Source organism: Allohoeflea poritis (assembly GCF_027889715.1).
GTDB classification, from domain to species: Bacteria; Pseudomonadota; Alphaproteobacteria; order Rhizobiales; family Rhizobiaceae; genus Hoeflea_A; species Hoeflea_A poritis.
Map to the genome: position 1 here is coordinate 114,045 of NZ_JAPJZH010000004.1, position 25,645 is coordinate 139,689.

At 61.9% G+C, this 25,645-nt stretch carries 23 protein-coding genes and 1 pseudogene; 17 read left to right on the forward strand and 7 right to left on the reverse strand.

Features of this window, described 5'->3' with window-relative positions:
• Nucleotides 1–188 precede the first annotated feature (188 nt).
• Both OOZ53_RS07935 and OOZ53_RS07940 read right to left on the reverse strand, forming a co-directional pair.
• A complete protein-coding gene (locus OOZ53_RS07935) occupies nt 189–1,055 on the reverse strand; it encodes an NAD(P)-dependent oxidoreductase (protein WP_271088881.1) in 867 nt (288 codons plus the stop codon).
• Nucleotides 1,052–1,231, reverse strand: a complete 180-nt coding sequence (locus OOZ53_RS07940; RefSeq protein ID WP_271088882.1) for a hypothetical protein — start codon at nt 1,229–1,231, stop codon at nt 1,052–1,054. Before OOZ53_RS07940 ends, OOZ53_RS07935 begins: the two co-directional genes overlap by 4 nt.
• On the opposite strand from OOZ53_RS07940, the gene OOZ53_RS07945 reads away from it, so the two are divergent.
• Nucleotides 1,224–1,643, forward strand: a complete 420-nt coding sequence (locus OOZ53_RS07945) for an NUDIX hydrolase (protein ID WP_271088883.1) — start codon at nt 1,224–1,226, stop codon at nt 1,641–1,643. The two genes, OOZ53_RS07940 and OOZ53_RS07945, sit on opposite strands and share 8 nt — an antisense overlap.
• Nucleotides 1,644–1,652: 9 nt before the next feature.
• Here the strand turns inward: OOZ53_RS07945 and polA are convergent, their stop codons facing one another.
• Entirely contained in the window at nt 1,653–4,601 is a 2,949-nt protein-coding gene (polA, locus tag OOZ53_RS07950; RefSeq protein WP_271088884.1) for a DNA polymerase I, read from the reverse strand.
• 68 nt (nt 4,602–4,669) lie between these two features.
• Complete coding sequence (locus OOZ53_RS07955) at nt 4,670–5,110, reverse strand: Lrp/AsnC family transcriptional regulator (protein ID WP_271088885.1); 441 nt, start codon at nt 5,108–5,110, stop codon at nt 4,670–4,672.
• A 116-nt stretch (nt 5,111–5,226) separates the two neighbouring features.
• On the opposite strand from OOZ53_RS07955, the gene rocF reads away from it, so the two are divergent.
• From rocF to OOZ53_RS07970, 3 genes are all read left to right on the forward strand, one after another.
• Nucleotides 5,227–6,156 (forward strand): arginase, encoded by a 930-nt coding sequence (gene rocF, locus OOZ53_RS07960; RefSeq protein WP_271088886.1) that lies wholly within the window; start codon nt 5,227–5,229, stop codon nt 6,154–6,156.
• 24 nt (nt 6,157–6,180) lie between these two features.
• The gene (locus OOZ53_RS07965) at nt 6,181–7,239 is read left to right on the forward strand and encodes an ornithine cyclodeaminase (RefSeq protein ID WP_271088887.1); all 1,059 of its coding nucleotides are present in this window, start codon (nt 6,181–6,183) and stop codon (nt 7,237–7,239) included.
• A gap of 378 nt (nt 7,240–7,617) precedes the next feature.
• Entirely contained in the window at nt 7,618–9,000 is a 1,383-nt protein-coding gene (locus OOZ53_RS07970; RefSeq protein WP_271088888.1) for a M20/M25/M40 family metallo-hydrolase, read from the forward strand.
• A 23-nt stretch (nt 9,001–9,023) separates the two neighbouring features.
• Here the strand turns inward: OOZ53_RS07970 and OOZ53_RS07975 are convergent, their stop codons facing one another.
• A complete protein-coding gene (locus OOZ53_RS07975; protein ID WP_333780591.1) occupies nt 9,024–10,166 on the reverse strand; it encodes an acyltransferase family protein in 1,143 nt (380 codons plus the stop codon).
• A gap of 148 nt (nt 10,167–10,314) precedes the next feature.
• On the opposite strand from OOZ53_RS07975, the gene OOZ53_RS07980 reads away from it, so the two are divergent.
• Nucleotides 10,315–12,519, forward strand: coding sequence for a transglycosylase domain-containing protein (locus OOZ53_RS07980; RefSeq protein ID WP_271088889.1), 2,205 nt, complete (start codon nt 10,315–10,317; stop codon nt 12,517–12,519).
• Here OOZ53_RS07980 and OOZ53_RS07985 read toward each other — a convergent pair.
• On the reverse strand, nt 12,516–13,169 hold the full coding sequence (locus OOZ53_RS07985) for a 2-hydroxychromene-2-carboxylate isomerase (RefSeq protein ID WP_271088890.1): 654 nt from the start codon (nt 13,167–13,169) through the stop codon (nt 12,516–12,518). The two genes, OOZ53_RS07980 and OOZ53_RS07985, sit on opposite strands and share 4 nt — an antisense overlap.
• 262 nt (nt 13,170–13,431) lie before the next feature.
• On the opposite strand from OOZ53_RS07985, the gene OOZ53_RS07990 reads away from it, so the two are divergent.
• From OOZ53_RS07990 to OOZ53_RS08040, 11 genes are all read left to right on the forward strand, one after another.
• Nucleotides 13,432–13,923, forward strand: coding sequence for an acyloxyacyl hydrolase (locus OOZ53_RS07990; RefSeq protein WP_271088891.1), 492 nt, complete (start codon nt 13,432–13,434; stop codon nt 13,921–13,923).
• 305 nt (nt 13,924–14,228) lie between these two features.
• Nucleotides 14,229–16,151: a molecular chaperone DnaK gene (dnaK, locus tag OOZ53_RS07995; RefSeq protein ID WP_271088892.1), complete on the forward strand. Its 1,923-nt coding sequence runs from the start codon at nt 14,229–14,231 to the stop codon at nt 16,149–16,151.
• A gap of 131 nt (nt 16,152–16,282) precedes the next feature.
• On the forward strand, nt 16,283–17,425 hold the full coding sequence (gene dnaJ / locus OOZ53_RS08000) for a molecular chaperone DnaJ (protein ID WP_271088893.1): 1,143 nt from the start codon (nt 16,283–16,285) through the stop codon (nt 17,423–17,425).
• Between the two features lie 48 nt (nt 17,426–17,473).
• Nucleotides 17,474–18,070: a phospholipid N-methyltransferase PmtA gene (gene pmtA, locus OOZ53_RS08005; RefSeq protein WP_271088894.1), complete on the forward strand. Its 597-nt coding sequence runs from the start codon at nt 17,474–17,476 to the stop codon at nt 18,068–18,070.
• A 16-nt stretch (nt 18,071–18,086) separates the two neighbouring features.
• Nucleotides 18,087–18,671 carry an NADPH-dependent FMN reductase gene (locus tag OOZ53_RS08010; RefSeq protein WP_271088897.1) on the forward strand — a complete coding sequence of 195 codons (585 nt, stop codon included), beginning with the start codon at nt 18,087–18,089 and terminating at the stop codon, nt 18,669–18,671.
• A gap of 87 nt (nt 18,672–18,758) precedes the next feature.
• Nucleotides 18,759–19,469: an orotidine-5'-phosphate decarboxylase gene (gene pyrF / locus OOZ53_RS08015; protein WP_271088899.1), complete on the forward strand. Its 711-nt coding sequence runs from the start codon at nt 18,759–18,761 to the stop codon at nt 19,467–19,469.
• 39 nt (nt 19,470–19,508) lie between these two features.
• Nucleotides 19,509–19,802 carry a DUF1330 domain-containing protein gene (locus tag OOZ53_RS08020; protein WP_271088900.1) on the forward strand — a complete coding sequence of 98 codons (294 nt, stop codon included), beginning with the start codon at nt 19,509–19,511 and terminating at the stop codon, nt 19,800–19,802.
• The gene (locus OOZ53_RS08025; RefSeq protein ID WP_271088902.1) at nt 19,792–20,346 is read left to right on the forward strand and encodes a GNAT family N-acetyltransferase; all 555 of its coding nucleotides are present in this window, start codon (nt 19,792–19,794) and stop codon (nt 20,344–20,346) included. The genes OOZ53_RS08020 and OOZ53_RS08025 overlap by 11 nt, the downstream gene beginning before the upstream one ends.
• A gap of 104 nt (nt 20,347–20,450) precedes the next feature.
• Nucleotides 20,451–21,428: a complex I NDUFA9 subunit family protein gene (locus OOZ53_RS08030; protein WP_271088903.1), complete on the forward strand. Its 978-nt coding sequence runs from the start codon at nt 20,451–20,453 to the stop codon at nt 21,426–21,428.
• 1 nt (nt 21,429) lies between these two features.
• Nucleotides 21,430–22,203: a sulfite exporter TauE/SafE family protein gene (locus OOZ53_RS08035; RefSeq protein WP_271088904.1), complete on the forward strand. Its 774-nt coding sequence runs from the start codon at nt 21,430–21,432 to the stop codon at nt 22,201–22,203.
• A gap of 166 nt (nt 22,204–22,369) precedes the next feature.
• Nucleotides 22,370–22,549: a hypothetical protein gene (locus OOZ53_RS08040; protein ID WP_271088905.1), complete on the forward strand. Its 180-nt coding sequence runs from the start codon at nt 22,370–22,372 to the stop codon at nt 22,547–22,549.
• Here the strand turns inward: OOZ53_RS08040 and OOZ53_RS08045 are convergent.
• Nucleotides 22,546–22,806: pseudogene (locus OOZ53_RS08045) on the reverse strand (cytochrome P450); the annotation flags it as partial. The gene OOZ53_RS08040 and the pseudogene OOZ53_RS08045 sit on opposite strands and share 4 nt — an antisense overlap.
• Before the next feature lie 242 nt (nt 22,807–23,048).
• On the opposite strand from OOZ53_RS08045, the gene gyrB reads away from it, so the two are divergent.
• The gene (gene gyrB, locus OOZ53_RS08050; protein ID WP_271088906.1) at nt 23,049–25,484 is read left to right on the forward strand and encodes a DNA topoisomerase (ATP-hydrolyzing) subunit B; all 2,436 of its coding nucleotides are present in this window, start codon (nt 23,049–23,051) and stop codon (nt 25,482–25,484) included.
• The last annotated feature ends 161 nt before the right edge of the window (nt 25,485–25,645 follow it).

Sequence of the window (25,645 nt, forward strand, 5' to 3'; positions counted from 1 at the left end):
AAGGCCGGACCACCGCAAAGGATCTGGAGGCATTCGACAAGGCCTCAAAGGATCCGCACGTCTGGCACGCCACCTTCTCTTTTGTCGGTACGAACGCCCAAAAAAAGGCCATTGTAGAACACGCTCGAAAAACTGATTCACACCGAAGCCGTCTACCGGCTGCTGCAAATGAAACTGACTGCCGAGACCTAGAGCAATTCGTCCAGCACCCGTTTGACCGCCGCCGTGTCCTCACCGCCCAGCCCCATGGCCTCCGCTTCGGCGTAAAGCCTGTCGGTCAAGGAAAACAGCGGCGCCGGGGAGCCGAGACCGGCGGCGAATTCCGCGATCAGGTCGAGATCCTTGCGCCACACCTCGTTTTTCATGGTCGGCGGGCTGTAACGCCCCTCGACCATCATCGGGCCGCGCAGCTCGAACATGCGCGACGAGCCGGCCCCGGCGCTGATGACGTCATAGGTCTCCTGTAAATCGAGGCCGGCCCTTTGCGCCAGCACCAGAGCTTCGGCGGCAGCCGTGTTGTGGATCGCCACCAGCAGATTGGCGACGCATTTCATCTTCATGCCGTTGCCGAACTCACCGAGATAGCGCGTTTCGCGTGCGATCGCGTCAAGGAAGGGCCTGCAGCGGCCGACCGCCTCCGCATCGCCGCTCGCCAGCACCACCAGGTCGCCTCTCGCCGCCTGCGCGCCGGTGCCGCTGACCGGGCAGTCGAGCAGCGTGATGTCCCTTTGCGCCAGCGCATCGCGGGCCGCGCGTTTGTCATCGATTTTCAAGGTGCTCAGTTCGACCAGAACACAGTCGGTCGCACCGCTTCTGGCGATATCGGCGACAACGGCCTCGAGCGCCGCGCTGCTTGGCAGCGACAGCAGGATCACCGGAGCCGCCGATGCCACCTCGCCCGCCGATGCTTGAGCTATGCCACCGGCGGCGCGGTGCGCGCTCACCGCTGAGCCGTCCGGATCATAGCCGGCTACAGAATGTCCCGCGGCCAGCAGGTTTTTCGCCATGGCCGAGCCCATGATGCCAAGACCGACAATGCCGACATCGGCTTTCATCGCTTTTCCTCCCTGCCCATTTCGCCTTCAGTCATGGTTGTTTCCTCGGCAAAGGTCAAGAAATTACCGATAATCGTTAATTTTTTGCCTTGCGGGCCGTTCTTTGCCTGTGCGGCAGACCGTGAATCGTTTAAACGACGCACCATGCGCACCCGCCCCGCTTCACGATTGATCATTCAGGACCCGCAGAACCGTGTGCTGCTTTTCCGTTTCATATTCGATCGGGGACCTCTTTCAGGCCAGGACTACTGGGCGACTCCGGGCGGCGGCCTTGAGAATGGCGAGACTTTCGAAGGTGCGGCCAAAAGGGAATTGAAGGAGGAAACGGGGCTTGAAATCGGCGATGTCGGACCCGTGATCGGCCGGCGGAATTTCGCGCTCCGGCTTCCGGACGGCGAAACCGTCATGGCGGTAGAACGTTTCTTCCGCATCGACGTGCAGGATGTCAGCATTTCACGCAACGGCTGGACAATGCTGGAACAACAGGTGATGAAAGAGCACCGCTGGTGGACCCGCACCGAAATCGCGGAGACCGCCGACACCATTTATCCCGAGGATATTTTACTGCTGCTTGAGGGCGAAGCCTGACAGGCGCCTCTAATGCGCCTCGTCCCAGTTGTCGGCGGCGCGGGCATCGACCTTCAACGGCACTTTCATCGCAACTGCGGGCATTGCCGAATTTTCCATGATTCCGGTGACGACGCGAATTGTCCTGTCGACCTCGTCTTCCGGAACCTCGAAGATCAGTTCGTCATGCACCTGCAGCAGCATGCGCGCGGCAAGGCCGGCCTCATCAAGCGCGGTATCCATGCGCACCATGGCACGGCGAATGATATCGGCGGCCGAACCCTGGATCGGCGCATTGATGGCCGCGCGCTCATTGAAGGCCCGCATATGCGGATTGCTGGTGGTGATGTCCGGATAATGGGCGCGGCGCCCGAAAATGGTTTCCACATAGCCGTGTTCGCGGGCAAAGGCCTTGGTGCTGTCCATATAGTCCTTGATGCCCGGAAAGCGCTGGAAATAGGTCTTGATGTATTCGCCGGCCTCGGAACGCTCGATACCGAGCTGGTTGGCAAGGCCGAAGGCGGAAATTCCGTAGATGATGCCGAAATTGATCGCCTTGGCGCGGCGGCGCACCTCCGCCGGCATATCCTTGACCGGCACGCCGAACATTTCGGAAGCCGTCATGGCATGAATGTCCATGCCGTCGGCGAAGGCCTGCTTGAGCGCATCGATATCGGCGACATGGGCAAGCACGCGTAATTCGATCTGCGAATAGTCGGCCGATACCAGCTTGTTGCCGGGCTCGCAGACGAATGCGGTGCGGATCTTGCGGCCCTCGGCGGTGCGCACCGGAATGTTCTGCAGGTTGGGATCAGACGACGACAGGCGGCCGGTGGTGGTGGCGGCCAGCGCATAGGATGTGTGGACGCGGGCCGTCTCGGGATTGATGAAGCCGGGCAGGGCATCCGTATAGGTGGATTTCAGCTTGGTGAGCTGACGCCAGTCGACAATCCTGCGCGGCAGGTCGTGGCCTTCGGCGGCCAGATCCTCGAGCACCTGCGCCGAGGTCGACCATTGCCCGGTCTTGGTCTTCGAGCCGCCCGGCAAGCCCATCTTGCCGAACAGGATCTCGCCGAGCTGTTTGGGCGAGCCGATATTGAACTTCTCGCCGGCCAGCTCGTAAATCTCGTCCTCGAGCGCCGCGGCCCCTTGCGCAAAATCGCCGGAAAGCCGTGACAGGATCTGCCGGTCAACGCTGATGCCGCGCCTCTCCATTCTTCCGAGCACCGGCACCATCGGCCGCTCGAGGCGCTCATAGACCGAAGCAAGGCCCTCAGCGGCAAGGCGCGGCTTCAGCACCTGCCACAGGCGCAGCGTGATGTCGGCATCCTCGGCGGCATAGGCCACCGCCCTGTCGATCTCGACAAAGTCGAAGGTGACAGCGGATTTGCCGCTGCCGGCAACCTCCTTGTAAGCGATCGGCTTGTGGCCGAGCCAGCGATCCGACAGCGCATCCATGCCCTGGCCGCCGCGCCCGGCATCCAGCGCATAGGAAATCAGCATGGTGTCGTCATAGCCGTGCACCTCGATGCCGTAGCGGCTCATCACCAGCCAGTCATATTTGAGGTTCTGCGCGATCTTGAGGATTGACGGATCCTCAAGCAGGTCCTTGAGCTGCGCCAAGGCGTCATCGATCGGCATCTGGCCCTCGGCCAGCCCGCCGCCGAGAAGATCGTCCTGTCCGCTCTTGTGGGCAAGCGGCACATAACATGCCTGCACCGGGCCGGACGCATTGGAGACGGCATCCTGCGGCTGATAGGCGAGCGAAAAGCCGACAAGTTCGGCCTGCATCGCATCGAGCGAGGTCGTTTCCGTATCGAAGGCGACGACACCGGTCTCACGGGCCGCTGCAATGAATTGTGCCAATGCGCCGGAGTCGCGGATGCACAGATAAGCGGCGCTGTCGATCTTCGCATTGGCGGCGGCATCCGCCCGGGCCCTTGCCAGATCGCCGGGCGTCCAGCCGCTCTCTTTTTGTTCTTGTGAAGCCGGCTTCGTATCCGGCCCGTCGCCGCGATCCAGATCGGGACCGCGTGCATCCGCGCCCCATTCGACAGCCACCTCGGCCGGTTCGATTTCCGCGGCGTCGGTTTCGGTCGCCTCGGCAACCCGGCGCGTCAGCGTGTTGAAGCCCATTGCCTTCAAAAAGGCGATCAGCTTCGGCCCGTCCTGGGCGTCGAGATGAAAATCCGCAGGCGTATCCGCGACCGGCACATCGGTCTTCAGCGTCACGAGTTCGCGCGACAGGCGCGCCTGGTCGGCGAATTCGATGAGATTTTCGCGGCGCTTGTTCTGCTTGATCTCGCCGGCCCGTTCGAGCAGCGTGTCGAGATCGCCATAGGCCTCCAGCAGCTGGGCGGCGGTTTTCGGCCCGATGCCCGGAACGCCGGGGATATTGTCGGTCGAATCGCCGGTCAGCGACTGCATGTCGATCATCTTGTCCGGCGGCACGCCCCATTTCTCGACCACATCCGGCGCTGCGATCTGCCGGTCCTTCATGGTGTCGTACATGGTGACGCGATCGGTGACGAGCTGCATCAGGTCCTTGTCGGACGAGACGATGGTGGTATGGGCGCCGGCAGCTTCGGCAAGCCGTGCATAGGTGGCAATCAGATCGTCGGCTTCGAATCCCGCCATTTCGATGCAGGGCAGGTTGAAGGCGCGCGTGGCCTCGCGGATAAGGCCGAATTGCGGGATGAGGTCCTCGGGCGGCGCGTCGCGATTGGCCTTGTATTCGGGGTAGAGCTCGTTGCGGAAGGTCTTGGACGAATGGTCGAAAATGACGGCCAGATGCGTCGGGGTGACCCCGACGGAGGTATCGCGTGCCTCCGAAAGCAGCTTCCAAAGCATGTTGCAGAAGCCCGATACCGCGCCAACCGGCAGGCCGTCCGCCTTGCGCGTGAGCGGCGGCAAGGCATGGTAGGCGCGAAAAATGTAACCCGAGCCGTCAATGAGAAAGAGATGATCGTCCTTGTTCATGGCGAAAGGGATAACGCAGCCGTTTCACCGCGTCCATGGCGGTCTCGCAATTTGAGCAATATCTGCTGTCAAACCGCCGGCCGGTCGGCGCTGCGCTTGGTTGCGAGATAAAGGTTCGTCTCGCTGGCCGAAATGCCCTCGATGAGGCGGATCTTGTGCAGCACCGCATCGAGCGAGGACAGTGTGTCGGTGCCGAGTTCGGCCACCAGGTCCCATTTGCCGTTGGTGGTGTGGATCGCCGTGATCTCCGGCATGCCACGCAGACTGGCGACGATGCGGTCGGCGCCGCGCCCCTGGATCGACAGCAGCATGATGCCGCGCACCGGCAGTTCGAAGGCATCGGAGCGCAAAATCACGCTGAATCCGAGGATTTCACCGGACTGGATCAGCTTCTCCAGCCGGCTGCGCACGGTCGCCCGCGATATGCCGAGCTCAATCGCGAGATCGGATATGGCGGCACGGCCATTGTGGCGCAGCGCCGCGATGAGTTTCTGATCGGTTCCGTCCATATTGGCATACATCTATATCAAAACGCGCAATTGATAATGCAATTTGGCATATTTGCCAAGTTTTTTCCGCCGATCATTGACGAGATAATTCTCTCAACACGAATCGGACGATGGAAATGGCATTAAATCTCAGCCTGATCGGCGCACCCGTCGAGACCGGAGCCAGCCAGCCCGGCTGTTTGATGGGCCCGGACGCGCTCAGGACGGCCGGTATCATCGATGTTTTACGAGGTCTCGGTTACGGCGTGCGGGACCACGGCAATGCCCGTGCGGCGCCCGGGAACGGCGCGACGCACGCCAATACCGCGATCCGCAACCTCGGCGAGACCATCGCCTGGTCGCGAGCGCTCGGCGACATGGGATACCGCGCCGCCGCCGAAGGCGAGTTGCCGGTGTTTCTGGGCGGCGATCATTCCATTTCCATGGGCAGCGTGCCGGCGGTGACGCGCCACGCCGCCGAGCAGGGACGCGAACAGTTCGTGCTGTGGCTGGACGCCCATCCGGACTTCCACACGCTGGATACGACCGAAAGCGGAAACCTGCATGGAACGCCCGTCGCCTATGTCACCGGCCAGCCCGGTTTCGAGGATCATTTTCCGCCGCTCCATGCGACCGTCGATCCACGCAATGTGTGTCTGTTCGGTATCCGCTCCGTCGACGAGTTCGAGCGCGAGAATCTGACCCGCAACGGCGTCAGCGTGCACGACATGCGGGCCATCGACGAACACGGCGTTCCAAGCCTTCTTAACGCCTTCCTCGAACGTGTCCGCGCGGCCGACGGCCGCCTGCATGTCAGTCTCGACGTGGACTTTCTCGATCCGACGATCGCGCCGGCGGTCGGCACAACCGTTCCGGGCGGCGCGACGTTCCGCGAAGCCCATCTCGTCATGGAAATGCTGCATGACAGCGGCCTGGTGACGTCGCTCGACGTGGTTGAGCTCAACCCGTTCCTGGACGAGCGCGGCCGTACCGCGAAACTGATGGTGGACCTGGTTGCCAGCCTGTTCGGCAAGCGGGTCATGGACCGCCCGACGCGGTCCTATTGAACCGAAGGCGAGGAGGAAACTGTCATGGTCCGTTTTGTCGGCGTCGATGCGATGATCAAGCTGGTCCGGAGGACCGGCCTGCAGCCATTTCTCACCGGGCTTTGCGGTGCGATCGAGAGCGATTTCAGCCGCTGGCAGAATTTCGAGAAAACACCGCGCATTGCCAGCCATTCAAGCGTCGGCGTCATCGAACTGATGCCGACCAGCGATGGCGATCACTACGGGTTCAAATATGTCAACGGCCATCCTAAGAACATGAAGGAAGGCTTGCAGACTGTGACAGCCTTCGGCGTTCTGTCCGACGTTTCAACCGGTTACCCGATCCTCGTCAGCGAGATGACATTGCTGACGGCGCTGCGCACCGCGGCGACGTCGGCCATGGCCGCCAAGCACCTCGCCCGTCCGGATTCCCGCTGCATGGCCATCATCGGCAATGGCGCGCAGTCCGAGTTCCAGGCGCTGGCCTTCGCGGCAATCACGGGAATCGAGCAGGTCCGGCTTTACGACATCGACCGCGCGGCCAGCCGCAAATGCGCCGCCAATCTGGCCGGTCGGGGGCTCGACGTGGTCATATGCCCATCCGCGCAGGACGCGGTTTCCGGCGCTGACATCATCACCACCGTGACGGCCGACAAGCAGTATGCCACGATCCTGACCGACAACATGGTCGGCGAGGGTGTGCACATCAACGCGGTCGGCGGCGACTGCCCGGGCAAGACCGAACTGCACCGGGACATCCTCCTGCGCTCCAGAATCTTTGTCGAATTTACGGCACAGACACGTATCGAGGGCGAAATCCAGCAGCTTCCGGAAAATTATCCGGTGACGGAGCTCTGGCAGGTGATTGCCGGGACGGAGGCCGGCCGACAATCGGCCCGGGATATCACGCTGTTCGATTCCGTCGGCTTTGCGATCGAGGATTTCTCGGCCCTCAATTTCGTACGCGAACAGGCCCTAAGCCACGGAATTTACGAGGAACTTGATCTGATCGCGGATCTGCACGACCCGCGCAACCTGTTTGGCGTTCTGGGCCATGGAAGCGCGCCCTTTCGCGGACCGCAGCAGCCGCCTGAAGCGGCGTGATCCCGGCAGAATCCTGGGACGCGGATAACGGGTTTTTCCACTGTAACATAGTCGTGACTGCAATCTCGCGGTTGTGTCCTTGAATTGCCACATTCATCAGCCCAAATCACAGTCACCGGCAAGCAAAAATGCCGATGTCTGGCGAGAGGCATGTCCCCCGCCACGCCGGACACGAGCGGCGACCTCATCCCCCCTCTCCGGGTCGCCGCTCACATCCCCAACGCCACCGTGACTATCCCCTCCAGCCACGGTGGCATCTTTTTGGCGGATTCCCTCACCTCGATCGCACCGAATTTCAGAACCGGGAACCGCATATTGTGTTTCCGGTCCAACTCGCATTAATGTCCGGCTGCGTTTCCCCCAGTTCAGGAGTGCTCCATGGCCGATCTCGACGCCACGCTTTCGCAGGCAGACAGCAATCTCGACGACAGTATCGACAGGCTCACGCAGCTTGTCAGGATAAAATCCATCTCGACGGATCCGGCCTACGCAGCAGACTGCCGCAAGGCAGCCGAATGGCTTGTCGATGCGCTGAACGACATCGGATTTTCCGCAGGCGTGCGCGATACGATCGGCCACCCGATGGTGGTCGCCCATCATGACGGTCCGGACGGGGCGCCGCATGTGCTGTTCTACGGTCACTACGACGTGCAGCCGGTCGACCCGATCGAGCTGTGGACCAACGATCCGTTCGCGCCGGTCATTACCGAGCTTACGCCGGGCCGCAAGGTGATCACCGGGCGGGGAACCAGTGACGACAAGGGACAGCTCATGACCTTTGTCGAGGCATGCCGGGCCTACAAGCAGACCCATGGGACCCTGCCCTGCAAGGTATCGATTCTGTTCGAGGGCGAGGAAGAATCGGGCTCCATATCGCTGCAGCCCTTTCTCGATGCCAATGCGGAAGAACTCAAAGCCGATCTGGCGCTGGTGTGCGATACCGGCATGTGGGATCCCGACACGCCCTCAATCTCCGTGGCGCTGCGCGGCCTGACCGGCGAGGAGGTCACGGTCAAGGCGGCCAGCCGCGATCTGCATTCCGGCCATTACGGCGGCAATGCCGCCAACCCGATCCATATTCTTGCATCCATACTGGGCGCCATGCACGACGCCGACGGCCGGGTGACCATCCCGAATTTCTATGACGGCGTTCACGAAACGCCCGACCACATCAAGGCCGCATGGGAAGCGCTGGGCCCGCCGAAGGGCTTTCTTGAAGATATCGGGCTCTCGATCCCGTCGGGCGAGAAGGACCGAAGCATTCTCGAGCGCTGCTGGGCAAGGCCGACCGCTGAAGTCAACGGCATCGTCGGCGGCTATACGGGCGAGGGCTTCAAGACCGTTATCCCGGCCGAGGCCTCGGCCAAGGTCTCGTTCCGGCTGGTGGGCGATCAGGACCCGGTGGCCGTGCGGGAGAATTTTCGCGCATTCGTCAGACAACGCATTCCGGCGGACTGCTCTGTGGCGTTTGCCGAGCACGGCACATCCGGCGCCATTCAACTGTCCTATGACGCGCCGGAACTTGCCAAGGCGGGCGCGGCGCTGGAGGCGGAATGGGGCAAACCGGCGGCGCTGACCGGCATGGGTGGCTCGATCCCCATCGTCGGCGATTTCCAGTCGAAGCTCGGCATGAACTCGCTGCTCGTCGGCTTCGCGCTTGAAGATGACAGCATCCATTCGCCCAACGAGAAATACGACCTGCGCTCGTTCCACAAGGGCGTGCGCTCGTGGATCAGGATCCTGGACGCGCTGGCAAGCTGACGGGATCGGTCAGGCGCGGCTGGCTATCCGCTCAGCCGCGCCCAGCGCGGCCGTTCGAACAGGAAACGCCCCAAACCGGTGATCTGCACGAGCCAGAACAATAGGACAGGTCCGGCGACCGCCGCAATCCAGACCAGCAGCGAAACCGTTCCGATATCCGTCACCACGCCAAGTTTCAGAAGCACCACGCGCGTGACCGCCATGGGCAGGAAAAAAGCCAGGTAAATCACGATCGAATGGGCACCGCACCAGCGAATGAACTCGCCCTTTCCAAAAGCTGAGAGCACGGCGCTGAGCGAAACCAGCGCGACGACACCGCCGATACCCAGAATCAGCGAGACGACCGGCATCATGGAAAAGGCGATGGTCGAGGCATCCGTGAAGTCAGCCACCCAATCAGGCAGGCCGGCGACCGGAGCCGCCCAGCGCGTTGCGAACCAGGTGACGGCCATGATCGCAATGGTCACCGCCAGCATGGTCACCGGATTGCGCCGCGCGAAATCCGCAAGGGCGAACACCTGCCCGGAAAGCGCATAGCCGGCGAAGAACCAGACGAAATAGGATGCAAATTCGTCGATCACCACCGCGCCCGTATGGATCGGCAACACCTGCAGCAAAACGGCCGCCGCCAGCACAATTGGAACCGGCACTGTGCGCACCAGCCGGGTGACGATGAAGAAGACAGGCAATATGTAGATGAACCACAACGTGCCGAAGGGCTGCACAAAGGCGAGCAGATAGTTGACGAACGGCGCGGCAAGCCCGCCTTCGGCAGCCATGCCCGGCGCCTTGAAGGCGAACTGGATGGTCAGCCAGAGCACGTAGAAATAGGCAAAGTGGAGAACCTTGGTGTCGAGGAACCGGCCAAGCGGTTTGTCGACGCCGCGCATGAAGAACAGACCGGACGCCAGGAAAAAGGCCGGCATGCGCATCGGCTGGCTGACCTCCACGAATATGTGCATCCAGCCATCGGCGCCGGCCGCCTTTTCGACGCCGGCCACCGAATGCAGCATGACGACGAGCAGGATGCAGAAGCCCTTGAGGTAATCGACCCACACGACCCGGCCCGATTCCAGATGAACATAGTCGCGCATCGCGTGAGCCGAAGCGGCTGCGGGTGACTGTTTTTCCACATAGGCCATGGTGCAATCCGTAAGGAAGATCATTGAATTTCCTGATCAAAATAGCAGAGCAACCAAAGCGAAGCGTTAATATCCGCGTGGCAATTGTCCCGGCCCGGCAAAACGATTAACGCCCCCTTAAATTGCCGCAATTAAAGTCCAAGCCGCTCCACCTGAAAAAGTGCTGGGACGCATGGCCAAGAAACGAAAAAACCAAACGCGCATTGAACCGTCGATGACACGCCGCAACGGCCTGCGCGCGAGCGCCGGCGACCGGGTGGCGGGCGGCCATGCATCTGGAAAGCGCAAGGGCGGGTCGACCAAGAGGAAGGCCGGCTCCGGGCGGCGCAAGTCGCGATCCGGATCCGCGCGGCGCGGCCTTACGGGTTTTCTGCAGCGATCGCTCTACTGGTGCTTCGTGATCGGTCTTTGGGTGGCCATCGGGGTCGGCGCCCTTGTGGCCTATTACGGCGCCAAGATGCCGAGCGCGACGACCTGGACGGTTCCCGAGCGGCCGCCGAATGTGAAGATTGTCTCCAGCGACGGACACACCCTCGCCAATCGCGGCGCCACCGGCGGCGAGGCGCTGACCCTGTCGCGCATGTCGCCCTATATCCCGCAAGCCGTGCTGGCCATCGAGGACCGCCGCTTCTATTCCCATTTCGGCGTCGATCCCATTGGCCTTGCCCGCGCCATGACGCAAAACGTGATGGCCGGGCGCATGGTGCAGGGCGGATCGACCCTCACCCAGCAGCTCGCCAAGAACTTATTCCTGTCGCCCGAGCGCACGATCGAGCGAAAGGTGCAGGAAGTGCTGCTCGCCTTCTGGCTCGAATATAATTTCACCAAGGACCAGATCCTGGAGATGTATCTGAACCGGGTCTATTTCGGTTCGGGCTCCTATGGCGTTGAAGCCGCGTCACGGCGCTATTTCAAGAAGCCGGCGCGCGATGTGAACCTGGCGCAGGCGGCGCTGCTCGCCGGCCTCCTGAAAGCACCCTCCCGGCTTTCCCCGGCGCGCAACCCGGATGCCGCCGAAGCGCGCGCCCAGATCGTTCTGGAGGCCATGCGTGACGAGGGTTTCGTGACGGATCGCGAAATCACCACGGCCATGACCCGGGAACCGACGCGGGCCAAGAGCTACTGGACGGGCGCGGAAAATTATGGCGCCGATCTCGTGATGGACCGGCTGGAAGCGCTGATCGGCGGCAAGGTGACCCGCGATCTCATTGTCGATACCACCATCGATTACCGGCTGCAGCAACAGGCGGAAAAGACCATCCGGGGCGCCATCGATCACAGCGGTACCAAGCTCAACGTCTCGCAGGGCGCGCTCGTCTCCGTCGACGGCTCCGGCGCCATCCGTGCGCTGGTCGGCGGCTATGATTATTCCGTCAGCCAGTACGACCGGGCGACGAAGGCGAAGCGGCAGCCCGGCTCGGCCTTCAAGCCGTTCGTCTATGCCGCTGCCCTGGAGATGGGCCGCACGCCGCAATCGGTGCGCAATGACGCGCCGATCCGGATCGGCAAGTGGACGCCGTCCAATTATGATGAGAAATATCGCGGGCCCGTAACGCTGTCCGAGGCGCTGTCCAGCTCCCTCAACACCATCGCGGCGCAGCTTGTCATGGAAGCCGGCGCCGACAATGTCGCCAAGACGGCGCGCCGCCTGGGCATCGAATCCAAGCTGCAGACCAACGCATCCATTGCGCTCGGCACATCGGAAGTGACGCTGACGGAGCTGACAGCCGCCTACGCGCCCTTCATGAATGGCGGCTACAAGGCCACGCCGCACATCATCAAGCGGGTGCGCACGGCCGACGGCAAGGTGCTTTACGAAAACACCTATGACAACCCGCCGCGCGTGCTGCGGCCCGAGATCATCGCCATGATGAACGGCATGCTGGTCAGGGCGGTCAATGAGGGCACCGGCCGCAAGGCCCGCCTCGGCAGCCACCAGGCCGCCGGCAAGACAGGCACCAGCCAGGCGTTCCGCGACGCGCTCTTCATCGGTTACACGGCGCATCTGACGACGGGCGTATGGTTCGGCAATGACGACAGCACGCCGACCCGCAAGGTCACCGGCGGCAGCATGCCGGCACTGGCCTGGCGCAGCTATATGGAGGCCGCCCACAACGGCTCGTCCAACGCCCGGCTGCCCGGTCAATACAATGTGCCGAGCGATCCAAGCCGCGTGGCGGTGCCGATGACCCGGCCCGCCGACGGCGTGGTGCGCAGACCCGCCGGTGCGATCGGCGACACACCGTCACGGCAGTGGTCGGGCGACGTGGCGCAAGAGCGCACCGGCTCGACATCGCGGCGCGCACCGCCCGCCGATGTCGGATCGCGCAACACCGACGAAACGACAACGCTTCTCGACATTATTCTGGGCAACTAGACAATCTGGACCTGGGCGCCAATTCCCATGCGCCACAGGAGCTGGTCGAAACGGTCCTGACCGTAGAACGGTTCTTTATCGAACACGAATACCGGCACGCCCCAGTGTCCGGCTTCCAGCAGCCGGTCGTGATTGGCCGCCAGGATCTGTTCGTAGCGCGATCCGTTACCGCCGGCACGCCGTTGCAGATCGTCCATGTCCAGTCCGGCACGGGCCAGCGCATCGGCAAGCGCCGGGCCCTTGTGCCAGTTCCGAGCGCTTCCATCCCAGATAAGCCGGGTGACCTGATCGAGAAAACGCCACCCGGCGCCGACCTCGTCGGCCGCGAGCGTCAGGTGGTTGAGGCGGTGAATGCGCGGCTGGTGTTCGGCCGCCCGGTAGACGGTCCCCGGCCGCATCTCGACCGGGTAGGGCCGCGCCTCGGCATAGGGCAGGCCGAGGAATGCGGCGGTACGGGCAACGTCACGAAAGAAATAGTCCTGCTCGATCGGCAGGCGGCCCTGGAAGGCGGTGGCGTTGCGCAGAACGCCGGGCTGCACGAGCCGCAGCCGGACATCCACGTCCTCATGCGCCTGCAGCGCCAGGATCCGGTCCAGCACGAAATAGCAATAGGGGCTTTGATGCGACCAATAAACGTCGACGGTTCTCATTCTCCGATTCCCTCCCGGGCAAGGCGCGTAGTGGCTGGGCGTTAAACTGATGCGAAAATGCAACAGCGGGCGCCTTATGTCTGCCACCGCATTCATCGGCCTTGCAAATTGCCCGCCAGCACGGTTTTGTTTGGTTAACATTTCGACGTGGCGGGGGCCATTTCTTGTAATGCGGTTTCGGTATGGAATCGCCGCTTGTTTTGCGGCGCAGTTGTGTTTGGGGACTGCCGCATTCGCGTCGGACGATGCATTTCTAAGCAGATTGGAAATTGGCAAACATGCCAAGGACTGGGAAGCGCGCTTCGGTGGGGGAGCGTTCGACACCGGTCCTGCATCACCCAATCATTTCTCCGGCGGCATCATCAACGGCGAGATCCTGCTGCCGTCACCCGACATACTCGAGGCGATCGGATCGCCACGCCCGCTTGTCGGCGCGGACATCGCGATCTCCGACAATCCGATCCATGTGGTCTACACCGGATTGAACTGGCAGGTTCACCTGAGCCGGCGGCTCTATGTCGGCTTTACCGGCGGCGGGTCATGGAACAGTTCGCGCGTGACGACGGACGCAGCTTCGGGCGCGACCAAGGATCTCGGATCCGACTGGCTGTTTCTTCTGCAGGCAACGATCGGCCTCGACATTACCGACAAACTGCTGGTCGAGGTGTTTTACAATCACTTCTCCAATGCCAGCCTGACGGATTTCAATGTGGGGCTGGAATCGGTCGGTGGGCGCATGGGCTACCGCTTCTAGCCGGAGCCGTATCCGGACATCCGAAGGTTGGAATCGGGCCGTTGAACGCACGGAAAATCGGTGAACTGGCATAAAATCGCGCGCCGGTGCGATTCGGGGCTTTTCAGGACCGCCCGCGCAATGCTATCGGCGGTCGCGCAGAGAGCAAAGATCGAATCCGAATCCTGCCTTGCAGTCCCATTACGTCTTTCTTATATACGGCACAACAACGGCATCCGGCCGGATGCTGGGGGATCGTACCGCTAGGGACTGTCGCATGGAACGCCGCTACGGGTCCGGACAGTTCGCTTCAAGGAGAATGTAAAATGGCAAAAGTAATTGGTATTGACCTGGGAACGACCAATTCCTGCGTCGCCGTCATGGACGGACAAGACGCCAAGGTCATAGAGAATGCAGAGGGCGCCCGCACCACACCGTCAATGGTCGCGTTTACCGATGACGGCGAGCGCCTCACCGGACAGCCGGCCAAGCGTCAGGCCGTCACCAATCCCGAAGACACGCTGTTTGCCGTCAAGCGACTGATCGGTCGCCGCTATGACGACAAGATGGTCGAGAAAGACAAGGGTCTGGTTCCCTACAAGATCGTCAAGGCCGACAATGGCGACGCTTGGGTGGAAGCCGGCGGCAGCAGCTATTCGCCGTCGCAGATCTCGGCCATGATCCTTCAGAAGATGAAGGAAACGGCTGAAGCCTATCTGGGCGAAACGGTCGAGAAGGCCGTTATCACCGTTCCGGCCTACTTCAACGACGCACAGCGCCAGGCCACCAAGGACGCCGGCAAGATCGCCGGCATGGAAGTGCTGCGCATCATCAACGAGCCGACCGCGGCCGCGCTCGCCTACGGTCTGGACAAGAAGGAAGGCAAGACCATTGCCGTCTACGACCTTGGCGGCGGCACCTTCGATATTTCCGTTCTCGAGATCGGGGACGGCGTTTTCGAGGTCAAGTCCACCAATGGCGACACCTTCCTGGGCGGCGAAGACTTCGACATGCGCCTGGTCGATTACCTCGCCAAGGAATTCAAGAAAGACCAGGGCATCGACCTGAAGAACGACAAGCTTGCGCTTCAGCGGCTCAAGGAAGCGGCTGAGAAGGCCAAGATCGAGCTGTCGTCCTCGGCCCAGACGGAAATCAACCTGCCGTTCATCACCGCCGACCAGAGCGGACCCAAGCACCTGACGATGAAGCTGTCGCGTGCCAAGTTCGAGAGCCTGGTCGAGGACCTCGTCCAGCGCACGGTCGACCCCTGCAAGGCGGCCATCAAGGACGCCGGCATCCAGCCGGGCGAAATCGACGAGGTGGTTCTCGTCGGCGGCATGACCCGCATGCCGAAGGTGCAGGAAGTCGTCAAGCAGTTCTTCGGCAAGGAGCCGCACAAGGGCGTGAACCCGGATGAGGTGGTCGCCATGGGCGCCGCCATCCAGGCCGGTGTTCTGCAGGGCGACGTCAAGGACGTGCTGCTTCTGGACGTAACGCCGCTGTCGCTGGGCATCGAGACGCTCGGCGGTGTCTTCACCCGACTGATCGACCGCAATACGACGATCCCGACGAAAAAGTCGCAGACCTTCTCGACGGCGGACGACAATCAGAATGCGGTGACCATCCGTGTCGCCCAGGGCGAGCGCGAAATGGCGGCCGACAACAAGATGCTCGGCCAGTTCGACCTGGTCGGTATCCCGCCGGCACCGCGCGGCGTTCCGCAGATCGAGGTCACGTTCGACATCGACGCCAACGGCATCGTCAACGTTTCGGCAAAGGACAAGGGCACGGGCAAGGAGCACCAGATCCGCATCCAGGCCTCGGGCGGTCTGTCCGATGACGATATCGATCAGATGATCAAGGATGCCGAAAGCAATGCCGAAGCCGACAAGGCCCGGCGTGATGCGGTCGAGGCGAAGAACCAGGCCGAAAGCCTGCTGCACTCGACGGAAAAATCGCTTGCCGATTACGGCGACAAGGTCAGCGAAGACGACCGCAAGGCCATCACCGATGCCGCCGAGGCCTTGAAGGCTGCCGTCGAGGCCGAAGAGCCCGATGCGGAAGACATCAAGGCCAAGACGCAGACCCTGGCGGAAGCCTCGATGAAGCTTGGTCAGGCCATGTACGAAGCACAGCAGGCGGAATCCGCCGAAGCGGACGCTGCGGCCGATGCCGCGGCTGAAGGCGAAGACGTTGTCGACGCTGATTTCGAAGAAATCAACGACGACGACGAGAAGAAATCGGCTTAAGCCGGACGGCCGGCGGACGTGGAAATCGTCTGCCGGCCTTTTGCCTGTCCAGGTTCTCCTGCATATGGCTTTTGACTTTCCGGGAAAACCGATTCAATCATAATGACTCAATCCAACCATGAAGCGGTCTAATGGCCAAGGCTGATTTCTACGAAACGCTCGGCGTGTCCAAGGGCGCAAGCGACAAGGACCTGAAGGGCGCCTTCCGTCGGCTGGCCATGAAGTATCACCCCGACAAGAACCCCGACGATGCTGAGGCCGAGCGCAAATTCAAGGAAATCAACGAGGCGTATGAAACGCTGAAAGACCCGCAAAAGCGGGCCGCCTACGACCAGTTCGGCCACGCCGCTTTCGAGCAGGGCGGACCCGGCGGTTTCGGTGGCGGCGGTTTCGGCGGCGGAGCCCACGCCTTTTCGGACATCTTCGAGGACATATTCGGCGAGATGATGGGCGGCGGACGGTCGCGCCGCAATGCGGGCGGCCGCGAACGCGGCGCCGATCTTCGCTACAACATGGAGATTTCGCTCGAGGAGGCCTTCACCGGGAAAACGGCCCAGATCCGCGTGCCGACATCGGTGCAGTGCGACGAGTGTTCCGGCTCCGGCGCCAAGCCGGGCAGCCAGCCGGTTACCTGCACCACGTGTCAGGGGTCCGGGCGCGTGCGTGCGTCGCAGGGTTTCTTCTCCGTTGAACGCACCTGCCCGACCTGTCACGGGCGCGGCGAGATCATCAGCGATCCATGCACCAAATGTTCCGGCCAGGGCCGGGTCAATGAGGACCGGTCGCTCTCCGTCAACATACCGGCGGGGATCGAGGACGGCACGCGCATACGCCTTGCCGGTGAAGGCGAGGCCGGAATGCGGGGCGGCCCGCAGGGCGATCTCTATATCTTCCTGTCCGTCAGGCCGCATGAATTCTTCCAGCGGGACGGTGCCGACCTTTACTGCACTGTGCCGGTCTCCATGACCACGGCGGCCCTCGGCGGCCAGTTCGACGTCGTGACGCTGGACGGCGCGAAAACGCGCGTCAAGGTTCCGGAAGGAACCCAGACCGGGCGGCAATTCCGGCTGAAGTCCAAGGGCATGCCGGTGCTGCGCTCGTCGCATATGGGCGACCTCTACATCCAGATTGCCATTGAGACCCCGCAGCGGCTGACCAAGCGGCAGCGGGAACTGCTGGAAGAGTTCGAATCCCTGTCCTCGCGGGAAAACAATCCGGAATCCTCCGGCTTCTTCTCCAAGATGCGGCACTTTTTCGACACGCTCAGCGACTGACCGCAGATGCGCCGCAGCACAGCAAGACCTTTCCGGGGGAACATGTGAATGCGGCAACACCTGCAACGACATGTCGCTGACAGATTCAGTCAAAAACTGCGTTTTTTCAAAGGCCTGGTCAGTCAGCCCAAAACCGTGGGCGCTATCGTGCCGACCTCCATCTACATGGCGCGGCGCATGGCGAGTGTCGCCAACCCGGCATCGGGCTTGCCCGTCCTGGAGCTGGGACCCGGAACCGGCGTTGTCACAAGAGCCCTGCTGCGACGCGGGATAGCACCGGAAAACCTGGTCGCCGTCGAGTACTCTCCGGAATTCTGCCGGCATATTCGAAAAGAACTTCCCGCGGTCAAACTCATCCGTGGCGACGCGTTCAGCCTGGATGAGACGCTCGGCGCCCTGCGCACGACCCGTTTCGACTGTGTGATCTCGGGCATACCGCTGCTCAATTTTCCGGTGGAAACGCGCGTGCGACTGCTTGAGGACGTGCTCGGCCGCATTCCGAAGGGACGGCCGTTCCTGCAATTCTCCTACGGGCCGAATTCACCGATTCCGGCCGGCCGCGGGCAATACAGCGTGACGCGTTTCGGCATCGAGATCCGCAACATTCCCCCGGCGCAGATGTGGATGTACCGGCGCACGGGTTAGAGCGAGACGACCAACGATGATACCGCGAATCCTTGTTTTTGCCGGCTCCGTCAAGTCGGCATCGATCAACGCCAAGCTCGCCGACGCCGCGCAGCTCACGCTGGCGCAACTGGGCGCCGACGTAACCCGAATATCACTGCTCGATTATCCTATGCCGCTGGTCGATGAGGACCTGAAGGCGCGGGAGGGCATCCCGATGGGAGCGATGAATCTCGGGCGCCTGATTTCGGCCAATGACGGCATCTTCATTGCAAGCCCCGAATACAATTCATCGGTGCCGCCACTGCTGAAGAATGTCATCGACTGGGTCAGCCTCATTTCCGAAGATGACGGAAGACCGCTCAAGCCCTGGAACGGCCGATATGTGGCGCTCGGGGCCGCATCGAAGGGCAAGCTGGGCGGCATTCGCAACCTCTATCACCTGCGCTCGGTGATGATGGCGGTGGGCACGCAGGTTCTGACCGAACAATGCGCGGTCGGCGGCGCGGGGTCGGCCTTCGACGAGGACGGGCGGATTGTCGATGAACGCGCATCGGGCATGCTCGACAAGACCTGCCGGTCGCTCTTCGACCATTGCAAGCGGCACGGCCGCGTGGACTAGCGACAAAGCCGGCCCGCCACTGGACAGACCTTTCCCGGCGGCCTAAACGAAAGCCGCACCGAATCATGAAATCAGCGAGGTAACCGCATGCAGGATGCCAGATCGCGCCTGATCGTCGGCCTGGATGTACCGACGACAGACAAGGCCGCGGCCATTGTTTCCGCCCTGGGCGACACGGTCGAATTCTACAAGATCGGCTATCAGCTCGTCTTTGCCGGCGGATTGGAATTCGCCCGCGATCTGATCGCCGGCGGCAAGCGTGTCTTTCTGGACATGAAACTGCTCGACATCGACAATACGGTCGCCAAAGGCGTTGAAAACATTGTCAAAATGAATGTCTCCATGCTGACGCTGCACGCCTATCCGAAGGCCATGCGCGCCGCGGTGGAGGCCGCCAGGGGATCGGATCTGTGCCTGCTCGGCGTCACCGTGCTGACCTCGATGGACGCCGCCGACCTGAAGGAAGCAGGCTATTCGGACGATCCGCAGACGCTGGTGGCCAGACGTGCGCGGCAGGCGGCGGAGGCCGGCATGGGCGGCATTGTCTGCTCTGCGGCCGAGGCACGCACAGTCAGACAGATCGTCGGGCCCGATATGGCGGTTGTGACGCCCGGAATCCGTCCCGCCGGCGCCGATCATGGCGACCAGAAACGCGTCGTCACACCCGGCGACGCCCTCGGCATGGGTTCCAGCCACCTGGTGGTCGCGCGCCCGATCATCGCGGCACCGGACCCGGTCGCGGCAGCGCAGGCCATCCTTGCGGAAATGGATGGCGCTCTTTCGGAAAATGCGCTCTAATTATTAGACCAAAAAGTCAAATTATGGTGGGAGGAAACCATGGCAAAAGCCTACTGGATTGCCAGTGTCGATGTGAAGGACCCCGAGCGCTACAAGGACTATGTCGCAACGGCAAAACCGGCCTTCGAGCGCTTTGGCGCCAATTTCCTGGCGCGCGGCGGCGGGATCGAAGCCCTGGAAGGCGAACCGCGCGCGCGCAATGTCGTGATTGAATTCGCATCCATAGAAGATGCGAGGAACTGCTACAATTCGGACGAATACCAGGCCGCCAAGGCCATCCGGCAAAGTTGCGCCGAGGCGGTCACGCTTCTGGTCGAGGGATATGAAGCCTGATCCTGTGCAATCGGACGGTTACACGATCCGGCCCATGCGGGCCGGGGAAGCGCCCCGGCTTCTGGATATAGATACAGCGTCGACGACGCTCTTCTCAGACGTCGATATTCCGGAAATTGCCGCAATTTCAACAGTTTGCGGCCCCAGCCTTGAGGACTTTCAACGCCATATCGAGGGCAGTGGCGTCCATGTCGCCTGCGACAGTGGCGACCGACCGGTCGGCTTTATCGCATATGAAAGCGTTGAGGCCGCCATTTATGTCTGGCTGCTGTCGGTTCACCCCGATCACATTCGCCGCGGGCTGGGGTCGCGGCTTGTCGCGTCTGCTCTGGATGCCGGCCGTTCTCTCGGGGCGCAGACATGCGTGCTTTCGACCTTCCGCGATGTAGCGTTCAACGCGCCCTTCTACCGCCGGCAGGGCTTTACCGAACTGCCGCTCGAAGAAGCAAGCGCGGTTTTCCGCAAGCGGTTCCGTGACGAGGTGCCGGCAGGCACCGACCCGGGTCTCAGACTGCTGATGCAATATGCGTTTCAAAGCGGCTGAACACCCAAGATTATGGGGCCTGCGGCCTATTGGCACTTCACCTTCACCACCGTTTTGACTATGAAACAGGCTGAAAAAGCAATTCTTGCGGGGAGCGGGCGACCATGACGCTGAGCAATGAACCGAAGCTGGTCACGGTATTTGGCGGATCCGGTTTCATCGGACGCCATGTCGTGCGCGCGCTGGCAAAGCGCGGCTACAATGTGCGCGCCGCCGTGCGCCGGCCGGACCTCGCAGGCCACCTGCAGCCCATGGGCAATGTCGGCCAGATCGTCGCCGTTCAGGCCAATCTGCGGAACCCGGAATCGGTGCAGCGGGCCATTCAGGGCGCTGATCATGTGGTCAATCTCGTCGGCATCCTGTTCGAGCGTGGCCGTAACACCTTCGACAATATACAGCACAACGGCGCGCGCGCCGTGGCGGAAGCCTGCCGCGCCGCCGGCATCGGCCTGACCCATGTCTCGGCCATTGGCGCGGACAGCGGCAGCCTCTCCGATTATGGGCGCACCAAGGGCCTGGCAGAGGAGGCGGTTCGTCAGGCCGTTCCCGACGCGACGATCATCCGCCCCTCCATCGTGTTCGGCCCGGAGGACGATTTTTTCAACAAATTCGCCGAAATGGCGCGCTTCTCCCCGTTCCTGCCCCTGATCGGCGGCGGCGTTACGCATTTTCAGCCGGTCTATGTGGGCGATGTTGCCGAAGCTGTCGCCAAGGCCGTCGACGGCGTTGTCGAGCCGGGCAAGACGTGGGAACTCGGCGGACCGGAGATTCTCGATTTCCGGCAATGCCTGACACTGATGCTGGAGATGATCGGGCGCAAGCGCGCCTTCCTGTCGATCCCATGGTACGCAGCCAGCCTGCTCGGCAGGGTGATGTCGCTGGTGCCGCTGATCGATCCGGTTCTGACCAGGGACCAGGTCGTCCTGCTGCGGTCCGACAATGTGGTTTCGGCGGCGGCGGAGTCGGAGGGACGCACGCTTGCAGGCCTCGGCATCGAGGCGACGACGCTGGAAGCGATCCTGCCGTCCTATCTCGTGCGCTTCAAACCGGCCGGACAGTTCACCAAAGACCTGATCGCCTGATTTGGCGACCCTTGCTGGCATATTTCTTCCGGACGGACTGCCCGCACATTTCGCCGCCCTCTTGATCGCGGCCAGTTTTGCCACCTCCTTTATCACGGCCTCCGTGGGAATTGGCGGCGGCGCGGCCATGATCGCGCTCATGTCCTATTTCGTTCCGCCCGCAGCGCTCATTCCTGTCCACGGCGCCGTCCAACTGGGCTCCAATGGCGGGCGAACGATCGTCTTGCGCGATTATGTCGACTGGACCCGGGTCGCTGCCTTCTCTGCCGGCGCGCTGTTCGGTGCCGCGATCGGCGCCGCCATCGCCGTGCGCTTGCAGAGCGGCATCATCCTGATGGTGCTCGGCGCTTTCATCGTTGCCACGACCTGGGTTCCGCTCCGGCGCATCGCGGCGATGAAAACGAGGGGATTTGCGGCGATCGGTGCGATCACGACCTTTCTGGGCATGTTTCTCGGCGCAACCGGCCCCCTCAACGCGGCGCTGCTGTCCAACAGCTTTCCGGTGCGTCAGAAGCTTGTCGGATCGCTCGCGGCGCTGATGAGTGTCCAGCACGGTTTCAAGGTGATCGGATTTGCGGTTGTCGGCTTTGCCTTCGCGCCGTGGCTGCCGCTGATCGCGCTGATGATCGCCAGCGGCTTCGGCGGTACGCTTGCCGGCTCTAAACTGCTCAATACCATGCCGGAGAAGGGCTTCAGGCTGGCCTTCAAGCTTGCCCTGACGCTGCTTGCGGCCGGCATGATCTTTCGCGGTGTGAAGACATTTTACTGGAATTAACACATTCGCCATTGAACCTTCATGAGTATGCGCTTACATGTGGCAAATCATTAGGAATTGGCTGATAAATTCAGCTTCGCCGTCACGGCGAGGTTGTTGTTTTGCGGCAGGGGACATGCCGTCGGCCAAGGCCGTCGTTGGGGATAAGACGGGTTTTTTGAGTATCATGACAGAACAGAAAATAATGGGCAGGGCCGTTTTTTCATCGTTCATCATCGCCGGCGCCGTGATATTGGCAGCGGCATTCCTGGCGCCACAGGCCGGGATGAGCCGGGACAGCGGATGCAATGCCGCCTACGGCATCGACAATTGCACGGCTGACCTTGCCGGAGCCGGCAGCAACTAGCCCAAATCCTGATTTTTTCGCGACACAACGCGCATCGGCAGCCCGCCCTCGGGCTGGACCGTCAGTTTCTGCACGGGCCATGGATAGGTCTTTTCGGTGCAATCGAAACGGTAGCGGCGCATCAGCACGCCGAGCGCGATCACCGCTTCCCGCAGCGCGAAGGTGGCGCCGATGCAGACCCGCGGGCCGACGCCAAACGGCAAATACTGGAAACGGCCGATCGAATCCCTGTTTTCGGGCAGAAAGCGGGCGGGAATTAAGGGCTGAACGGGCGCATCCATGGCGTCGACACTTTCCTAGAGAGCATATAGGCGTCCGGCACCGCCGACCAAGCCGTTTTCGGCGCCAAACAAGACTATTTTGCTTGCCAACGGGACCCGGGCGACTATACCGAATAATTGGATTTTTTGGGTAAAATCATTATATTAATGTCAAATTGGCCGGGTGATTCGCGGCGCCAGAACCCGGCGAGCATGCATCCAGGAAAGATCACCACAATATGAGCGACAACCCCGAGAACGAGACATCGGCGAATCCCGAATACGATGCCGAATCGATCAAGGTTCTGAAGGGTCTGGATGCGGTGCGCAAGCGTCCAGGCATGTATATCGGCGATACGGATGACGGTTCCGGCCTGCATCACATGGTCTACGAGGTGGTCGACAACGCGATCGACGAGGCGCTCGCCGGCCACGCGACGGATGTGACCGTGACGCTGAATGCCGACGGTTCCTGTACCGTGACCGACAATGGCCGAGGCATTCCGACCGACATGCACCCCGAGGAGGGCGTTTCGGCGGCGGAAGTCATCATGACGCAACTGCATGCCGGCGGTAAATTCGACCAGAATTCCTACAAGGTGTCCGGCGGACTACACGGCGTCGGCGTGTCGGTGGTCAATGCCCTTTCCGTTTCCCTGAAGCTGAAGATCCACCGCAAGGGCAAGATCCACGAGATGAGCTTCACGCATGGTGTCGCCGACGGTCCGCTGACGGTGACCGGCGATGCGGGCGATCAGACGGGCACAGAGGTCACCTTCCTGCCGTCGACCGAAACCTTCACCATGACGGATTTCGACTACGGAACCCTCGAGCACCGGCTTCGCGAGCTGGCTTTCCTGAATTCCGGCGTGCGCATCACGCTGACGGACAACCGCCATTCGGACGTTCGCCGCGACGAAATGGTCTATGACGGCGGCATCCAGGCCTTCGTCAAATATCTCGACCGCAACAAGAAACCGCTGGTGGAAGAGCCGATCGCCATTGACGGCGAAAAGGAAGGCATCACCGTCGAAGTGGCCATGTGGTGGAACGACAGCTACCACGAAAACGTGCTGTGCTTCACCAACAATATCCCGCAGCGCGACGGCGGAACCCATATGGCCGGCTTTCGCGGCGCGCTGACCCGTCAGATCGTCTCCTATGCCGACAGTTCGGGCCTGACCAAGAAGGAAAAGGTCTCGCTGACCGGCGACGATTGCCGCGAAGGTCTGACCGCCGTGCTTTCCGTCAAGGTACCGGATCCGAAATTCTCTTCGCAGACCAAGGACAAGCTGGTCTCCTCGGAGGTTCGCCCGGTCGTCGAGAGCCTCGTCAATACGGCGCTCAACCAGTGGCTGGAGGAACATCCCCAGGAAGCCAAGATCCTGGTCGGCAAGGTGGTCGAGGCGGCGGCGGCCCGCGAAGCGGCCCGCAAGGCGCGCGAACTGACGCGCCGCAAGGGCGCGCTCGACATCGCATCGCTTCCCGGAAAGCTCGCCGACTGCTCGGAGCGCGATCCGGCAAAGTCAGAAATTTTCCTCGTCGAGGGCGATTCGGCCGGCGGCTCGGCCAAGCAGGGCCGTTCGCGCGAGAACCAGGCGATCCTGCCATTGCGCGGCAAGATCCTTAATGTCGAGCGGGCACGCTTCGACAAGATGCTGTCCAGCCAGGAAATCGGCACGCTGATCACGGCGCTCGGGACCGGCATCGGCAAGGACGAGTTCAATCCGGAAAAGCTGCGCTATCACAAGATCATCATCATGACGGATGCGGATGTCGACGGCGCCCATATCCGCACGCTGCTGCTGACCTTCTTCTTCCGCCAGATGCCGGAACTTCTGGAACGCGGCCATTTGTTCATCGCCCAGCCGCCGCTCTACAAGGTCACACGCGGAAAGTCCTCGCAATATCTGAAGGACGAAAAGGCCTTCGAGGAGTATCTCATCGGCGTCGGTCTCGAGGATTCGGCGCTCGAACTGGACAATGGCGAAGTGCGCACCGGCGAAGACCTGCGCAATGTGATCGGCGATGCGCTGAAGCTGCGGCAGCTGATCGAGGGCCTGCATTCGCGTTACGACCGGACAATCATCGAACAGGCGGCCATTGTCGGCGCGCTCAACCTGGAACTGATGAATGACGGCGCCAGCGCGCAGCAGAAGGCGGAAGCGGTCGCCAAGCGGCTCGACGCCATAGCCGAAGAGACGGAACGGGGCTGGAGCGGCAGCATCGGTGACGATGGCGGGCTGCGCCTGGAGCGGACGGTACGCGGCGTTAAGGAATCGCATCTCATCGATGCCGGCCTGATCGCCTCGGCGGACGCCAGACGCATCGACCAGATGACCGAAGGGCTGCAGGAGATCTATTCTGGAGCGGCCCAGCTGATCCGCAAGGAAGATTCCACCGATATCACCGGGCCGAGCACGCTGCTCGATGCGATCTTCGCCATCGGCCGCAAGGGCCTGACCATGCAGCGCTACAAGGGTCTCGGCGAAATGAATGCCGACCAGCTTTGGGAGACGACGCTCGATCCCAATGCCCGCACGCTGCTTCAGGTCAAGATCAACGATGCGACCGACGCTGACGGCCTGTTTGCCCGGCTGATGGGCGACGAGGTCGAACCGCGGCGCGATTTCATCCAGGAAAACGCCCTGAATGTGGCAAACCTGGATATCTGATGTGTGCGTTAAGGGTGTTTTTCAAGTTGATTACACCCTTGGTTGAATCAATAGCCGGAACCGTTGCGCTGCAGCAAAAAGCTGTTAGGCTGTCGCCGGATCACGTTGCGTTGCACAATATCGTGATGGTGTATTGGCTTGTGGGGACAAGCTGCACGTCC

Excerpts from the sequence above, each read along its gene's own strand:
- OOZ53_RS07935 (WP_271088881.1), bottom strand. The coding sequence starts at position 1,055 with ATGAAAGCCGATGTCGGCATTGTCGGTCTTGGCATCATGGGCTCGGCC.
- OOZ53_RS07940 (WP_271088882.1), bottom strand. The coding sequence starts at position 1,231 with ATGATCAATCGTGAAGCGGGGCGGGTGCGCATGGTGCGTCGTTTAAAC.
- polA (WP_271088884.1), bottom strand. The coding sequence starts at position 4,601 with ATGAACAAGGACGATCATCTCTTTCTCATTGACGGCTCGGGTTACATT.
- OOZ53_RS07955 (WP_271088885.1), bottom strand. The coding sequence starts at position 5,110 with ATGGACGGAACCGATCAGAAACTCATCGCGGCGCTGCGCCACAATGGC.
- rocF (WP_271088886.1), top strand. The coding sequence starts at position 5,227 with ATGGCATTAAATCTCAGCCTGATCGGCGCACCCGTCGAGACCGGAGCC.
- OOZ53_RS07965 (WP_271088887.1), top strand. The coding sequence starts at position 6,181 with ATGGTCCGTTTTGTCGGCGTCGATGCGATGATCAAGCTGGTCCGGAGG.
- OOZ53_RS07970 (WP_271088888.1), top strand. The coding sequence starts at position 7,618 with ATGGCCGATCTCGACGCCACGCTTTCGCAGGCAGACAGCAATCTCGAC.
- OOZ53_RS07975 (WP_333780591.1), bottom strand. The coding sequence starts at position 10,166 with ATGATCTTCCTTACGGATTGCACCATGGCCTATGTGGAAAAACAGTCA.
- OOZ53_RS07980 (WP_271088889.1), top strand. The coding sequence starts at position 10,315 with ATGGCCAAGAAACGAAAAAACCAAACGCGCATTGAACCGTCGATGACA.
- OOZ53_RS07985 (WP_271088890.1), bottom strand. The coding sequence starts at position 13,169 with ATGAGAACCGTCGACGTTTATTGGTCGCATCAAAGCCCCTATTGCTAT.
- dnaK (WP_271088892.1), top strand. The coding sequence starts at position 14,229 with ATGGCAAAAGTAATTGGTATTGACCTGGGAACGACCAATTCCTGCGTC.
- dnaJ (WP_271088893.1), top strand. The coding sequence starts at position 16,283 with ATGGCCAAGGCTGATTTCTACGAAACGCTCGGCGTGTCCAAGGGCGCA.
- pmtA (WP_271088894.1), top strand. The coding sequence starts at position 17,474 with ATGCGGCAACACCTGCAACGACATGTCGCTGACAGATTCAGTCAAAAA.
- OOZ53_RS08010 (WP_271088897.1), top strand. The coding sequence starts at position 18,087 with ATGATACCGCGAATCCTTGTTTTTGCCGGCTCCGTCAAGTCGGCATCG.
- pyrF (WP_271088899.1), top strand. The coding sequence starts at position 18,759 with ATGCAGGATGCCAGATCGCGCCTGATCGTCGGCCTGGATGTACCGACG.
- OOZ53_RS08020 (WP_271088900.1), top strand. The coding sequence starts at position 19,509 with ATGGCAAAAGCCTACTGGATTGCCAGTGTCGATGTGAAGGACCCCGAG.
- OOZ53_RS08025 (WP_271088902.1), top strand. The coding sequence starts at position 19,792 with ATGAAGCCTGATCCTGTGCAATCGGACGGTTACACGATCCGGCCCATG.
- OOZ53_RS08030 (WP_271088903.1), top strand. The coding sequence starts at position 20,451 with ATGACGCTGAGCAATGAACCGAAGCTGGTCACGGTATTTGGCGGATCC.
- OOZ53_RS08040 (WP_271088905.1), top strand. The coding sequence starts at position 22,370 with ATGACAGAACAGAAAATAATGGGCAGGGCCGTTTTTTCATCGTTCATC.
- gyrB (WP_271088906.1), top strand. The coding sequence starts at position 23,049 with ATGAGCGACAACCCCGAGAACGAGACATCGGCGAATCCCGAATACGAT.